The following is a 14,570-nucleotide window of genomic DNA, read 5'->3' as shown; positions in this document are numbered from 1 at the left end:
GGTTCCTCAGCGCAGGTTGATGGTGGTGTTCGGGCCGTCGTTGACGCTGTCGTCGTCGAACCAGCGCGCGGTCACGGTCTTGGTCTGGGTGTAGAACTGCACCACTTGCTTGCCGTACGGGCCGAGGTCGCCGAGCTTCGAGCCGCGCGAACCGGTGAAGCTGAAGAACGGCACCGGCACCGGGATCGGGATGTTGATGCCGACCTGGCCGACGTCGATCTCCGCCTGGAACTTGCGCGCCGCCGCGCCGCTCTGGGTGAACAGGCCGGTGCCGTTGCCGAACGGGTTGGCGTTGACCAGCGCGATGGCCTGGTCAAGGGTGTCAACTTCCAGCACCACCAGCACCGGGCCGAAGATTTCCTGGGTGTAGATCTGCATGTCGGTGGTCACCCCGGAGAACAGGGTCGGGCCGACGAAGTTGCCGTTCTCGTAACCCGGCACGCTGATGCCGCGGCCGTCCAGTTCGAGCTTGGCGCCTTCCTTGACGCCGCTTTCGATCAGGTCGAGGATCCTCGCCTTGGCCTTCTTCGAGATCACCGGCCCCACATCGGTGCCCGGCTCGCTGCCGGCGTTGACCTTGAGCTTCTGCGCCAGCGCCTTCAGGTCGGGCAGCCATTGCTTGGCCGCGCCCACCAGCACCACCACCGAGGTGGCCATGCAGCGTTGCCCGGCCGCGCCGAAACCGGCGCCGACCAGCGCATTGAGCGCCTGCTCGCGGTTGGCGTCCGGCAGCACCACGGCGTGGTTCTTGGCGCCCATCATCGATTGCACGCGCTTGCCGTGCTTGCCGGCCAGGTCATAGACGTGGGTGCCCACGGCGGTGGAACCGACGAAGGAGACCGCCTTGATGTCCTTGTGGGTGCACAGGCCGTCCACCACGTCCTTGCCGCCGTGCACCACGTTGAGCACGCCGGCCGGGATGCCGGCCTCGATGGCCAGCTCCACCAGCAGCATCGTCGACAGCGGATCCTGCTCGGACGGCTTGAGCACGAAGGTGTTGCCGCAGGCGATGGCCATCGGGAACATCCACAGCGGAATCATCGCCGGGAAGTTGAACGGGGTGATGCCTGCGCAGACGCCGATCGGCTGGCGCAGGGTGTAGGTGTCGACGCCGCCGGCGACGTTCTCGGCGAACTCGCCCATTTGCAGGGAGCCGATGGAGCAGGCGTGCTCGACCACTTCCAGGCCACGGAAAATGTCGCCCTCGGCATCGGCGATGGTCTTGCCCTGCTCGGCGCTGAGCACCACGGCGATGCGCTTGGAGTGCTCGCGGATCAGGGCCTGCAGTTTGAGCATGATGCGCATGCGCGCGCCGATCGGGGTCAGTTTCCAGGTCTGGAAGGCGCGCTGGGCGGCGCTGACCGCGGCATCGACTTCGGCGGCGGTGGCGAACGGCACCCGGGCCAGGACTTGCTGGGTCGCCGGGTTGACGATGTCGTGCCACTCGGTGGTCTGCGATTCGACCCATTCACCGTCGATCAGCAGCTTGACCTTCTGGACCGTGGTGTCGTTGGGCGTGAGCGATGCGTTCATGCTGGTCTCCGGAACTTGTTTTTATCTTGGGAGCCAAGGCGAAAGGTCCGCCTTGGGAGGAGGCGTGTGCCGCACATTGGTTGTCGGACCGTTTTTGGAGTATAGATGTGCAAACTTCTAATAAGAACGCACATATAAGCCCGTCCATCATGCAAAAAAACATCACCTCGCTGGGGTCGCTGAACTGGGACGACCTCAAGTTCTTCCTCGAAGTCGCCCGCACCCGCAAGGCCAGCACGGCAGCCAAGCGCCTGGCGGTGGACTACACCACCGTGTCGCGGCGCATCGGTTCGCTGGAGGCGGCGCTGGGCACCTTGCTGTTCGAGAAGTCGCGCACCAACGGCTTCGTGCTGACCGCCGAAGGCCAGCGCCTGCTCAGTTACGCCGAATCGATCGAAAGCACGCTGCACATGGCCTGCGAGCAGGTGTCCGGCTCCGGCGTCGCGCTGTCCGGCCATGTGCGCATGGGCTGCACCGAAGGCTTCGGCAGTTTTTTCATCACCCCGCAGTTGAGCCGTTTCGTCGATGACTATCCGGCGATCTCGGTGGACATCCTGCCGCTGCCGCACTTCATCAGCCTGTCCAAGCGCGAGGCGGACATCGTCATCGCCCTGGAGCGGCCGGAGCACGGGCCTTACGTGTGCTGCAAGCTCTGCGACTACCGCCTGCAGCTGTACGCGACCCAGGAATACCTCGACCAGCACCCGCCGATCCGCCGCCCCGCGGATCTGAGCCAGCACCGGTTCATCAGTTATGTGGACGACCTGGCGTTCAGCTCCGAGCTGCTCTACCTGGCCAATGTGCTGCCCGGCGCCAACGCGCACCTGCGCAGCACCAGCGTGATCGCCCAGTTCGTGGCGGCGCAGCAAGGGCGGTCGCTGGCGATCCTTCCGTGCTTCCTCGCCGCACAGGATCCACGCCTGCTGCCGGTGCTGCCGGAGGAAATCGACATCACCCGGCAGTTCTGGATGTACTGCCGGGAGGATCTGCGCAAGTTGAAGCGGATCACCCTGTTGTGGGATTACATCCGCGAGGTGACGGAGCGCAACCAGGCGCTGTTGATGGGGGAAAGCCGCGAGATGCGCTTTGCCGATTAGTCGGCGCTGACCACGATCGACACCCGGCGGTTTTCGTTGCGTCCGGTCGCGGTGGCATTGGACGCCACCGGCTCGCTGCTGCCCAGCCCGCGTAACTGGATGTTCTCTTCTTTCATGCCGACGGTTTTCAGGACCTTGCTGACGCTTTGGGCGCGGCGCAGGGACAGCTGCTGGTTGTAGCCTTCCTTGCCCGAGGCGTCGGTATGGCCGTCCACCCGCACCCGCTCGATGCCGACGCCGGTCAGGGCCTTGCCGATGCGCTCGACGATCTCGGTGCTTTGCCGGTTCAGGCTGTCGTCATCGCTGCCGAACAGCACCTTGCCCGACAGGCCGAACTCCCAGCCGTCGTCGGTCAGTTCGAAGCCTTGCTGCTTGAGCACGGCGATCTGCTCCGGGGTCAGGCCTTTGGGCGGAACGGACTGGCAACCGGTCAGGGCCAGAACGGCCATCAGCAGCAAACTGGCAAACAATCGCAGGGGAAGTGAGAACACGGGATTCAGCTCCTGGTTTGAAGATTGACGACCGGATCCTCCGACCCGGCGGTGAACTGGGCGCCGCGGGACAGGCGCTTGGCCTGGTACATCGCCCCGTCGGCGGCATCGAGCAGCGCGCCGGGGGTGGCGCCATGATCGGGGTAGACCGCGATGCCGATGCTGAGCGACGTCACGACGCTGGTATCGCCCGGCAAGGCGATGGGCATGTCCATGCTGGCGAGGATCTTGTCGGCGATGCGCTCGGCGTCTTCGGTCTTGTGCAGGGGCGTGAGCAGGACAGCGAACTCGTCGCCGCCCAGGCGCGCCACCAGATCCTCTTCGCGCAACTGCGCCCGCACCCGGTTGGCCACCGCCACCAGCACCGCATCGCCGGCCGCGTGGCCGAAGTTGTCGTTGATGCTCTTGAACCGGTCGCTGTCGAGAAACAGCACCGCCACCCGCTCGTGGAGCTTGTTGGCGCTGCGCAGGGCGCGGATCAGGCGGCCTTCGAAAAAGGCGCGGTTGGGCAATCCGGTGAGGCTGTCGTGGCTGGCCTGGTGGGCGAGGGTCTCGTTCTCGCTCTGCAGGTGCGTCTGCCACGACTCCAGCTCATCGAGCAGGGCATTGAAGTCGTTGCCCAGATTGTCGAGCTCGGCGATCCGCGCCGGCGGCACGCGCCGGTCCAGCGCCCGCTCGCTGCGGGCGGCGTGGGCGACGGCGGCGAGGCTGTGCAGCGGGCCGATGATCCCGCGCAACTGGCGGCGGGCCAGGTAGAGCGCGACCCAGGCGCTGATCGCCGTGCACAGGATGATGCCCGCCAGGCCGCTCAGCAAAAAACGCATCAGGTTGCCGCCGTGGCCGGTGAGCAGAATGCGGCCGATCTCGCGGTTCTGATGCAGGATCGGCAAGTTGATGGGCTTTTCCAGGATGGTGCGGGCGAGTTGCATTTCCAGTTCGGAGATCAAGCCGTTTTCCGGGCGCTGCCAGCGGGCGAGCAACTGGCCTTCCTCGTCGATCACCTGAGCATCCGCCACCTCTTCGGTCGAGGCGATCAGCGCCAGCGCCTCCGTGGCGGCCGCCTTGTCGTCGAACACCACAGCGGCTTCCACGGTGTAGCTGATCGAACGGGCGATCAAGTGCAGGTTATGGTCGGCGTAGACCCGCAGCGCCAGCACGCCCAACAGGGTCAGGGAAACGCTGGCCATCGCCACCGCGACCAGCGCGACGATCAGATGACCACGGCCGATCACCGCGCCGAGGGCCGGACGCCCCATGGATCGTTTGCGCTTCATGGCACCGCCGACTTGCGTCGAGACAGTTGCAGCACGCTCGGATGGATGCGCACGCCGCTGCGGGCCACGGAATCGAGGTTGACCTCGAAGGACACCTGCTCGTCGCCGACCCGCAGGCAGAACAGACTGCCGACCGTGCACTGGTCGCCGCCCTCGCTGATGCTCAGCACCGGATGGCCGGTCAAGGAGGCGAACAGGCGACTGCGTTCTTCTGCCGTGAGTTTGCCGATGTACACCGCATCGCACTCGCCGGCGATGGCCGGGCTGTCGGCCAGCAGCCGGCGCACGACCACCGGACGTCCCGTGGCCTGCGTGGTGCCTTTGACCAGGTCATCGGTGTATTCGGTGGGGCCGACGATGCACAGACGCAATTGCGCCGGCTCGACCGGCCAGCGCGCATAGCTGAGGATGCCCAGGACCACCTGAGTGACTGACTTGGCCCGTTGCTCGGCCATGCCCGCCGGGGCCTGTGGTTGGGCGACCGCCATGCCCGTCAGCAAACAGAGCAGGCCCACAAGCAGCGCTTGCTTGCAGCCAACCACGCGCTCTGTGGCCCAGACAGCCAGCTTCATGCAGGGATTCTCTTGGATCGTCACAAAATGATGCCGCAACGATAGCACAGCGCAAGTACACCAGCGAGACGCCAGCCCCCTGACCGGTCGGTCAGTTCGCGCAGCCAAACGCCGCTGTCTTCACGCGCTGTGCCCGATCCCCTCCTCCAGTTCCAGCATCAGCCCGCTCAGTCGCTTGACCTTGCGTTGCACGGCCTCCTCGAACAAGCCCTCTTGAGGTTCTATCAGGGTGAACCAATGCTTGGCCCGGGTGATGCCGGTGTAGATCAGCTCCTTGGTCAGCACCGGATTCAAGGCATCCGGCAGGATAAGGGCCGTGTGGGCGAACTCCGAGCCCTGGGACTTGTGCACGGTCATCGCGTAAACGGTCTCGACGTCGTTGAGCCGGCTCGGCAACACGAACCGCACGCCGCCGCGCCCGTCATTGCGCGGGAACGCCACCCGCAGCAGCGGCTTGCCCGCGTCGTCGCCGTCCTGCCCGGGCAACGACAACGCGATGCCGATGTCGCCGTTCATCAGGCCCAGCCCGTAATCGTTGCGGGTCATCAGCACCGGTCGCCCCTCGTACCACTGCTGGTCGCTTGGGATCAGGCGCGCCTTGAGCAAGGCCTCGGCGATGCGCAGGTTCAAGCCCTCGACGCCCCAAGGCCCCTTGCGCACGGCGCACAGCAGCTGGAAGGTGTCGAACGCCTGCAGGACTTCGCGCGCCCAGTCGGCCCATGCCGGCTGCTCCAGGGGCGTCCCCGCAGCCGGACGCCGATCGCGCAATACGTTCAGATAATGGCGATAGCCCTGGGGGCCCTCACCTCGCCCGTCGAGCACCAGGCGTTCCAGTTGATGGTGTTGCTCGTTCTTGAGCTGCAAGGCGAACACATCGCTATTGTTGCCGGCAGCAAGCACCCGTCGAGCCTCTTCCGGCATTTGCTGATTGACGCACCGTGCGAGCTGGCCGATGCCGCTGCCTTCGCCGAAACGCCGCGAGTGACGCAGCATCACCACCTGCTGGGCCAGCGGATACACCCCTTGGGTGTCCTCCTGAAGGCCGCTGTCCTGCAGGGACTCGCCGCTGACCGACTCCAGCCAGCACCGGGTTTCGGGGCTGTACCAGCCGTTCTCGGCATCGCGGCACAGATCCCCCAGCACAGCCCCCGCCTCGACGGAGGCCAGCTGATCCTTGTCCCCCAGCAACACCAGCCGAGCCTGGGGCGGCAAGGCATCGAGCAGGTTGGCCATCATCTCCAGATCGATCATCGACGCCTCGTCGACCACCAGCACATCCAGCGGCAAGCGGTTGCCTGCATGGTGACGGAAGTGCCGGGTGCCGGGCCGGCTGCCGAGCAAACGGTGAACCGTGGTCACCTCCGTGGGGATCTTGTCCCGAACCGCTTCCGGGACCTTCAGCGATTGCACCTGCTGGCTGATGGACTCGGTCAAGCGCGCGGCCGCTTTGCCGGTGGGCGCGGCCAGACGGATCCGCAACGGCTGACCGGCCGTCACCGCCGGCGCCTGGAGCAAGGCCAACAGACGCACGACCGTCGTGGTCTTGCCGGTGCCGGGCCCTCCGGTGACGATGCTGAAGGCGCCCCGGACCGCCAAGGCACACGCCAGTTTCTGCCAGTCGACCACGGCGGATCCCTTCGCCGCGCCGAACAATCCATCGAGCTGCTGCGGCAGGTCGTCCGGGGTCGTTTCGGGCTGCGCGAGACGCAGGCGCAACGCGACATCGATGCGCCGCTCGTAGGACCAGTAACGCCGCAGGTACAGACGCTTGCCGGACAGCACCAGCGGACGCTGCAACGCCGCTACGCCCGTATCGGCCGCCAACGCCACCAGCGGGCTGCCGGCCAGCACCTTGCACCAGTGGGGCCCCTCGACCGTGGCGAGCAACTGCGACGGCAACAGCCGCGCGCCCGTCTGCACATCGCCTTCGGGCGGCAGCGACAGGGCGAAGTCCGGCGCCTTGAGGGTTTCGAACACGTCCAGGCACACATGCCCGTGGCCGAGCTGGTGACTGGTGAGCGCCGCGGCAAGCAGCACCAATGGATCCCCCTCGGGCGCCAGCTCGTGAAGGAACGCCACAAATGCCTTGTCCAGTGCACGAAGCCAGCCGCGCTCGACCCAACGGGTCAGCAGGATCAGCAAGTCATCGGCACAGGTCAACGGTGCCAGGCCGGCCAGGCTGTCGGCGGCGAGCGGTGTGGGCAGCAGATCGGCGAACGTGCGGCTCATAGCAAGACTCCCTGTTCCCAGGCCGGTTCGCTTCTGGGTTCCGGTTTGCCCTGGAACATCCGGTCGAGGCGTTCGATCAGCTCCCGCGGCGGCCGAGTGAAGTATGCGCCCCGGCTGTTCGCCCGGCTGCCGCGCAGAAACAGGTACAGCGCACCGCCGACATGCCGGTCGTAGTCGTAATCCGCCAGACGGGCCTTGAGCTGGCGGTGAAGCGCCAACAGGTACAGGACATATTGCAGGTCGTAACGGTTGTCGAGCATCGATTGCTCCATCGCCTGATCGGTGTAGGCGGTGTCGTCGGCACCGAGCCAGTTGGACTTATAGTCCACCACGTAGTAACGGCCATCGTGTTCGAACGTCAGGTCGATGAACCCCTTGAACATACCGTTGAGCTGCACCTCTTCGGCGGCGGCCCGTGCCACGCCACGGTGGGTGAACTGGCGCACCAGGCCATCCAGCTTCGCCACGTCGACCTTGTGGCTGGCGAACCAGAACTCCATCTCCACCCGGTACTGGCGCAACCCTTCGAGCACCACCGGCGGCTGTTCGCCAACGGGCAGGGGCGACTTGAGCAGGTGCCGCAACCATTCGCTCAAGGTCACGATCCAGGACTCCCAGCCACGTCGGCTGCAACGCCTTGCGACCGCATCCTTCAGCGCGTCGCCGGACACGGCAAAACCTTCCTCGCCCGCCCACTCCAGAAGGCCGTGCAGGAACGTCCCCGGATTGGGGCCACGGGGGAAACGGTGGATATCGGCGCCTCCTTCGACGGTCTCCTGTGGCGCATCGGGGTCGAGGCGCTCATCGTCGAACAGCTTCTGCGCCTGCGGACTCTCGGGCGCTTCCTCCGGGCCATCGCTCAACACATCACTGATGCGCAAGGCGCTGTAGGACGCGATCCACCAGTTCTCGCTGGCTCTGCGTGCCGGCATCAGCACCGGACGCAGCGTCGCGTCGTCGCCCGGAGGCTGGTAATGCTCGTCGGTCGCCAGGGGCATCGCCTCGAGACTGAGCGAGGAGTTGCCTTGCCGCAGGTCCTCCAGCCACCGGGTCAATCCTGCGGACTCGGCCAACGGCGTACCGCCGCCCAACAGGTAACCCAATGCGGACAGGTGCAGCACCGAACCGTTGCTGTTGCCGCGTTTGAGATCCGTCACCCCCAGCCAGCAAGCATGCTGCGCACGGGTCAGCGCAACGTAGAGCAGGCGCAGATCCTCCGCCAGACGTTCGTCGTCCGCCAGGGCGACCAGCTCCGCCGTGGGTTTGAGGCTCACCTGCGCCTCGCCCTGTGCATCGTGGTAATGCAGCGGGAGACGGCTGCCGTCCACCGGTTTCGCCGAGCAGATGAACGGCAGAAAGACCAGCGGATACTCGAGCCCCTTGGATTTGTGGATGGTCACCACCTTGACCAGTTGCTCATCGCTTTCCAGGCGCAGGATCTGTTCCTCGCCCGCCTGCCCGGACAACACCAGATGCTCGGCCAGGTGCCGGATCAGCGCCTGTTCGCCGTCCAGTTCGGCGGCGGCCTGCTGCAGCAGCTCGGACAGATGCAGCAGGTTGGTCAGCACCCGCTCCCCGTCGCTGCGCGCCATCAATGTCTGCGGCAGACGGAAGTCGTGCAGCAGTCGCCGCAGCATGGGCAGCACGCCTTGCTTGCGCCAGAGTTCACGGTATCCGCGAAACTGCATCACCCGGTTTTCCCAGGCCCGTTCGTCACGGTTGAGGCGCTCCAGCTCCAGCAGCGGCAGGTTCAGCGTGACGCAGGCCAAGGCCGCCTTGAGCGAGCGTTCGACGTCCGGTTCGGCGCAGGCCTTAAGCCAACCGAGCAGGTCACGGGCCTCCTGGGCGGCGAAGACCGAGTCCTTGTCCGACAGGTAAACGCTGCGCACGCCGCGTTTCGCCAGTTCGTCGCGCACCGCCTTGGCCTCCTTGCCGTCGCGCACCAGGATCGCGATGTCCGCCGGCCTCAGCCCCCTGAATGCCTTGCCCTCTTGCGCGAAGCCCACTTGCCCGGTCTGCCCGCCATTGAGTCGGAACACGATCTCACTGGCGCAGGCCGCCGCGAACTGCTGGCGATAGACCGCACCGGACAAGGGCTGATCGACGGACAACTGCCAGAGGTTGAGCGCAGCGACATCCTGCCCCGACACTTGCAGCCGCTCCGTTCGCCCCTGGGCCTTCACGGCCTGGAACGGCACCGGGTTGTCACCGTCCTTCTCCCGGAACAGAAACGCGCCTCGCCCTCCCTCCCGGGATTCGGCATGGTCGAACACATGGTTCACCGCATCGACCATGCCGTGGCTGGAGCGGAAGTTGGTGTCCAGCGTATGCCACCGGCCGGCGGTGGCCTGCCGGGCCCGCAGATAGGTGTGGATGTCGGCGCCGCGGAAGGCATAGATCGCCTGCTTGGGGTCGCCGATCATGAACAGCCCGGTCTCGGGATCGTTGTCCCCGATGCGGTAGATGCTGTCGAAGATCCGGTACTGCACCGGGTCGGTGTCCTGGAACTCGTCGATCAGGGCGACCGGGAACTGCTCACGGATCAGCGTGGCAAGGCGCTCTCCGCCGTCGGCACGCAATGCCGCGTCCAGGCGCAGCAACATGTCGTCGAAGCCCATCTCGGCCCGGCGGCGCTTCTCGGCCTCGAAGCGGGCACCGACCCATCCGGCGGCATGCACCAGCACGGCGGCATCAGGCGTGGGCAACGCGTCGAGGCTCGCCTTGAGCGTCAACATGGCCTCCAGCCCAGGATGGCTTGGAGGTACGCCTTTCCAGGCCTCGGCCATGCCATCGGGGGTGAGACGGGTGAACCCTGTGCCGATGTCGAGTTGTTCGAGCGCCTCGTCTTCGGCCCACGCCGTGAGCTTCTCGAACCACGGTTCGAAGTAGCGGGCCTGCATCTTGCGGCCGTCGACCGCTTTGCCCGCAACGCCCTCGTGGCAGATCGCAAGCAGCTCGGGGGCCCAACGCCGCCAAGGCGTTTTCAGCTCAAGCATCGCTGCTCGCCGTTGCTGCAGGCATTCTTCGATCAGTTCGGCAGGCGTCTTGCTCTCGTCGCTTTCACGGACGCTGGACAGCAGGCCCCGTATCCGCGGCAGCAAGGCCGCAGGCCCGCCCCAGTTGCTGCGCACCCAGTTCAGGGCATCGCCTTGCATCGGATAGCAGAACAGACGCCAGTAATCGCGCAGCACCTCGGCGAGCAGCTCTGTGTGGTCGGTCTCCAGCGTCTGGGTGAACAAGCTCCCGCTGTCGAAGGCATGCTCGCGCAGCATGCGCTGGCACCAACCGTGGATGGTCGACACGGCGGCCTCGTCCATCCACTGCGCGGCGACGTCCAGGCGACTGGCGCAGCCAGGCCAGCGCTGCGGATCGAACTGTTCGCGCAGGGCTTCGATCAAGGCGTCCGGCGCCGGCGTCTCGTCGCGGAAGAAGCGCGCGGCATCGGCCAGGCGGGTGCGGATCCGCTCACGCAATTCTTTGGTGGCGGCATCGGTGAAGGTCACCACGAGAATCTGCGGCGGCAGCAGCTCACGGCCGAAGCCTGACTGCTCGCCCCCATGGCCGAGGATCAGCCGCAGGTAAAGCGCAGAGATGGTGAAGGTCTTGCCGGTGCCGGCACTGGCTTCGATCAGCTGGCTGCCATGCAACGGAAAGGTCAGGGCCAGAGGCGTCTTTGCGGTCATGGACGGTTCCCCTCTTCGCTCAACGAACGCCAACCGGCCTCAAGCAATGGGCGATACAAGGCACCGCACCAATCCGGAAAGGTTTCGTCGGCCGTCAACGCATCGAAGTCAGCGAACTGACGGACGAGGGCCGGGCTTTCGCCCCGCTCGCCCTCGCTGGTCAGGCCGTCCCCTTCATAGGCCTTTCGGGCAGCGGCTGCGGCCTTGAGCGGATCGCTCTGGGTCAGCCACGCGAAAGCAGTCTTCACGGCGACGGGCAGCGGCTGACGCATCCCCGTCTGCCAGGCAAGCAGCATGTCCTCAAGGATCCGCCAGGCGCTGTCCGAAGCGATGGGATCGAGCAGCAGCGAGTCATCGCTGGCCACCAGTGCGGTCGTCAAGGACACGCCGTTGGCACAGGCCAACACATGATTGACCCACGGTTTGGTCAGACGATGCCATTTGCGGTTCCTGACCGATCCGATGCCGTTGGGGATGGTGGTGACGGACAGAAGCCCGCCGTCCGCCCGCTGATGCAGTCCGCCAAGCCATCCCTCAAGGCGCAGCGCCTGCCATTCGAGACTGACCGGAATGGCGCCCGTCAGCGGCGTCGGCCACAAGGCCAGCAACTGCCCATAGCGTTGCAGCAGGTTCGGCAGCGGCTCGATCAACTCCCGCTGCAGGCACTCGCCGAACCCGGCCATCGGCAACAACCCGCTGTTCTGCAGACGACGGGCCTGCGTCTCCAGCGCCGTTGCCGCGTCGTCCGGGTGCCCCAGTGCGGCTTCCAGCAGGTTGTCGCTCAGGGTGTAGCGTTGCAAGGCGTCCAGCACGAAAGGTTCTTCGTCCGCCAGTGGCGCCTGGGCAGATTCAAAATGGACCTTGAGCCTTTGGGTAAAGAAATGGCGAACCGGATTGCGCAGAAAGTCCTGCAGCAACGCCGGGCTCAGGGGCTCCTCCGGCACATGGGGCTCAAGCATCGGCGTGACGGCGCCGGGTTCCTGGCGCTCATGCAGAGTCCGCCATTCGCTGGCATAGCTGAACAGCGCTCGCCCTTCCTGAAAGTAGCGCGAACTGAATGGCTGCAGAGGATGTTCCTCGGTGAGGACGTGCACCAGGCTCTCGGCAGTGTCGCCCAGGTGCCAGCCGCTGGCGATATGGTCGCGCAACTGACCGATCAGCACGGAAGGAGGACGTTCGCTGTTGTCGCGAATGCTGCGTCCGACCCAACTGATGTAGAGCTGATGACGCGCGGACAGCAGGGCCTCGAGCAACAGGTAGCGGTCGTCTTCGCGTCGCGAACGGTCGCCCGGCCGGTAGTCGCTGCCCATCAGGTCGAAATCCAGGGGAGGCTGCGCCCGCGGATAGTCTCCGTCGTTCATGCCCAGCAGGCAAACGAGCTTGAAAGGAATGGCGCGCATCGGCATCAGTGTGCAGAAGTTCACGGCACCGGCGAGAAAGCGCTGGGACAAACGCCCCTGATCCAGCCCCGCCAGCCAGGCTTCCCGAACGACGGTCAGTGGCAGCTCGTCCTCCAGCCTCACAGCGTCGCAGGTTTCCAGCCAGGTCTCCCGCAGATCCTCGAGCTGGGTGATCAGGTACTCATCGTGTTCATCGCCGGCCTTGAAGAACACTTGCATCAAGGCCTGCAACCGGCGCCCCCACTCCTCAGGTCGCGCTGGCTGCATGAACTCCCGGTGGGCAAGCTCCAATGCATCCAGCAGGGCGACGAGGGGGCCGATCAGCGCAGCGTCCAGGCCGCCGATCTCATCGTAAGGCTCGATCTGTTCGTAGGCATCGGAATGTCCGACCGCGTAACCGAGCAGCATCCGGCGCAAACCGAAGCTCCAACTGTTTTGCTCGAGTTCGCCCGGAAGGCCCAGTCCGGCACGCTGCCGGGCGTTCAGGCCCCAACGTACTCCGGCACCTTCGATCCAGCGGTGCAAGGTGGGCAGATCACGCTCGTGCACCCCGAAACGCAAGCGCAAGGCCGGCACATCCAGCAGATCCAGGATCTCGCTGACCGGGAAGCGGCTGTCCGGCAGCTTGAGCAGATGCTCGACCGCGATCAGCAGCGGCTCGCGTCCGCGCTGGCCCTGGTCCGTCAATGTGAAAGGAATGAAACGCGGGTCGCGGCGGTCGAGCTGGCCGAACACCGCCCGGATGTGGGGCGCATAGCTGTCGACGTCAGGCACCATCACGATCACGTCGCGGGGACGCAAACCGGGGTCGGCACTGAAGCGGGCCAGCAACTGGTCGTGGAGAATCTCCACCTCACGCTGGGCACTATGGGCGACGTGAAAACGGATGGACTCGTCCTGCTCCGGAACAACGGCGGGCCAACGCTCACGCGTCTCATTGAGGGGGCGCAACTCGAGGATGTCGTCCTGCAATTGATTGAGCAGCGTATGGGGCTGCGTTTCGCTGAACAGGTCGATGCGCCCATCCCGAAAGGCCGCACGGTAGCTGTCGGGCTCATCATAGCTGTCGAGCAGGTTGATGTAGTCGCGCCCTTGCTTGCCCCAGGCGGCCAGCAGCGGATGGGCATGCTGATGCAGGGAATCCGGATCAAGGACCACGGGCATGCCGGTCTTGCGTGTCTGACGCTTGTACTGGTGCCGCAGCAGGTCCTTGTCGGCGACGATGTCGGCCCAGTGGTGCCGGCACGGGTTGTGGACACACAGCAGCACCTGACTGAAACGGGCCAGCCCTGCCAGCGCCTCCAGAACCTGGGCGGGCAGCGAAGAGATCCCGAAGACGATGACCCGGGGAGGTATGGCGGCAGGCGCGCTCTCAAGGTTGTTGATGCGCTCGATGAACCGTTGATGAACCCCCGCCCGACTCTGGGCCATGCCCTCTGCACCTACGTCGTCGAGCAGCGCACGCCAAAGCTCGGCTTGCCAGCAACTGGCCGGCGGCAGCGGTTTGATCTCGCCTCTGACGCTGCGCAGTTGATGACGGCCCTCGGCCCAGTCCTCGAGCCAGTCGGCACGGTACACCTGGTATTGGTCGAAGAGATCGGCGAGGCGCTCGGAAAGCTGATAGCGCTTACGCAAGTCGGTGTCACGGGTGAGGAATCGCTGAAGCGGCTCGAAGTGCGGTCGCTCGATGACCTGCGGCAGCAGACGCATCAACCGCCATGTCAACGGGGCCTTGTCGAGCAAGGACTTTGCCGGAATCTCGTCCCGCCCCAGCACCGTACGGTAGAGCTGCCACATGAAGCTGCCCGGCAATTGCACGTCGATGGCGGCGGCGATGCCGCAACCGCCCGAGTCATCCTCGCCGGGCTCCTCGGCCAGTGCCAGCTTCAGCCACTGGGCGATGCCGTTGCTTTGCACCAAAGCGATCTCATTCTCCAGGGGTGCCAGCGGATAACGCCGCATGACGCTCACCACCAGACTGCGCAGCTCGTCCAGGCTGTTGCTCTGAACAACCATGAATGCAGGGTTGAGGGACTGGGCGTCCGGCATGGAGGATTCCTTGGAGAAGAACAAAACCAGGGCAGAACATTAGCACTGTCGACTGATTGTGACAGCCGGACGGAGGCTGGGTGTGCTGTACGAACTTTCCTGCGGGCAAAACAAAACCCCAACCGCTTTCGCAGTTGGGGTTTCGGAATTTAATCTTGACGATGACCTACTCTCACATGGGGAAACCCCACACTACCATCGGCGATGCATCGTTTCACTTCTGAGTTCGGGATGGGATCAGG

8 protein-coding genes and 1 rRNA gene are annotated in these 14,570 nt (G+C 65.4%); 1 reads left to right on the top strand and 8 read right to left on the bottom strand.

Annotation, left to right across the window (positions count from 1 at the left end):
- Nucleotides 1–6 precede the first annotated feature (6 nt).
- On the bottom strand, nucleotides 7–1,533 hold the full coding sequence (locus CAG41_RS11240; RefSeq protein WP_085578318.1) for a CoA-acylating methylmalonate-semialdehyde dehydrogenase: 1,527 nt from the start codon (nucleotides 1,531–1,533) through the stop codon (nucleotides 7–9).
- A 149-nt stretch (nucleotides 1,534–1,682) separates the two neighbouring features.
- Between CAG41_RS11240 and CAG41_RS11235 the strand changes: the two genes are divergently transcribed.
- Nucleotides 1,683–2,630, top strand: coding sequence for a LysR family transcriptional regulator (locus CAG41_RS11235; RefSeq protein WP_085578316.1), 948 nt, complete (start codon nucleotides 1,683–1,685; stop codon nucleotides 2,628–2,630).
- Here the strand turns inward: CAG41_RS11235 and CAG41_RS11230 are convergent.
- The 7 genes from CAG41_RS11230 to rrf all read right to left on the bottom strand — a co-directional run.
- Nucleotides 2,627–3,121, bottom strand: a complete 495-nt coding sequence (locus CAG41_RS11230; RefSeq protein ID WP_085707002.1) for an OmpA family protein — start codon at nucleotides 3,119–3,121, stop codon at nucleotides 2,627–2,629. The two genes, CAG41_RS11235 and CAG41_RS11230, sit on opposite strands and share 4 nt — an antisense overlap.
- Nucleotides 3,122–3,126: 5 nt before the next feature.
- Nucleotides 3,127–4,395 (bottom strand): diguanylate cyclase domain-containing protein, encoded by a 1,269-nt coding sequence (locus CAG41_RS11225; RefSeq protein WP_085578312.1) that lies wholly within the window; start codon nucleotides 4,393–4,395, stop codon nucleotides 3,127–3,129.
- Entirely contained in the window at nucleotides 4,392–4,967 is a 576-nt protein-coding gene (locus CAG41_RS11220; protein WP_085707001.1) for a YfiR family protein, read from the bottom strand. Before CAG41_RS11220 ends, CAG41_RS11225 begins: the two co-directional genes overlap by 4 nt.
- A 120-nt stretch (nucleotides 4,968–5,087) precedes the next feature.
- Nucleotides 5,088–7,196 carry an exodeoxyribonuclease V subunit alpha gene (gene recD / locus CAG41_RS11215; RefSeq protein WP_085707000.1) on the bottom strand — a complete coding sequence of 703 codons (2,109 nt, stop codon included), beginning with the start codon at nucleotides 7,194–7,196 and terminating at the stop codon, nucleotides 5,088–5,090.
- Complete coding sequence (gene recB, locus CAG41_RS11210; protein ID WP_085706999.1) at nucleotides 7,193–10,879, bottom strand: exodeoxyribonuclease V subunit beta; 3,687 nt, start codon at nucleotides 10,877–10,879, stop codon at nucleotides 7,193–7,195. Before recB ends, recD begins: the two co-directional genes overlap by 4 nt.
- Nucleotides 10,876–14,328 (bottom strand): exodeoxyribonuclease V subunit gamma, encoded by a 3,453-nt coding sequence (gene recC / locus CAG41_RS11205; RefSeq protein ID WP_085706998.1) that lies wholly within the window; start codon nucleotides 14,326–14,328, stop codon nucleotides 10,876–10,878. The genes recB and recC overlap by 4 nt, the downstream gene beginning before the upstream one ends.
- A 153-nt stretch (nucleotides 14,329–14,481) precedes the next feature.
- A 5S ribosomal RNA gene (rrf, locus tag CAG41_RS11200) occupies nucleotides 14,482–14,570 on the bottom strand; the annotation flags it as partial.

The organism is Pseudomonas sp. B35(2017) (assembly GCF_002113645.1).
Classification (GTDB): domain Bacteria; phylum Pseudomonadota; class Gammaproteobacteria; order Pseudomonadales; family Pseudomonadaceae; genus Aquipseudomonas; species Aquipseudomonas ekonensis.
Note: the sequence above shows the minus strand (reverse complement) of the source record. Positions and strands in the feature narration are given on the sequence as shown.

Bases quoted from the DNA above. Each gene is read 5' to 3' on its own strand.
- recD (WP_085707000.1), bottom strand. From the start codon at position 7,196: ATGAGCCGCACGTTCGCCGATCTGCTGCCCACACCGCTCGCCGCCGAC.
- CAG41_RS11220 (WP_085707001.1), bottom strand. From the start codon at position 4,967: ATGAAGCTGGCTGTCTGGGCCACAGAGCGCGTGGTTGGCTGCAAGCAA.
- recB (WP_085706999.1), bottom strand. From the start codon at position 10,879: ATGACCGCAAAGACGCCTCTGGCCCTGACCTTTCCGTTGCATGGCAGC.
- recC (WP_085706998.1), bottom strand. From the start codon at position 14,328: ATGCCGGACGCCCAGTCCCTCAACCCTGCATTCATGGTTGTTCAGAGC.
- CAG41_RS11225 (WP_085578312.1), bottom strand. From the start codon at position 4,395: ATGAAGCGCAAACGATCCATGGGGCGTCCGGCCCTCGGCGCGGTGATC.
- CAG41_RS11235 (WP_085578316.1), top strand. From the start codon at position 1,683: ATGCAAAAAAACATCACCTCGCTGGGGTCGCTGAACTGGGACGACCTC.
- CAG41_RS11240 (WP_085578318.1), bottom strand. From the start codon at position 1,533: ATGAACGCATCGCTCACGCCCAACGACACCACGGTCCAGAAGGTCAAG.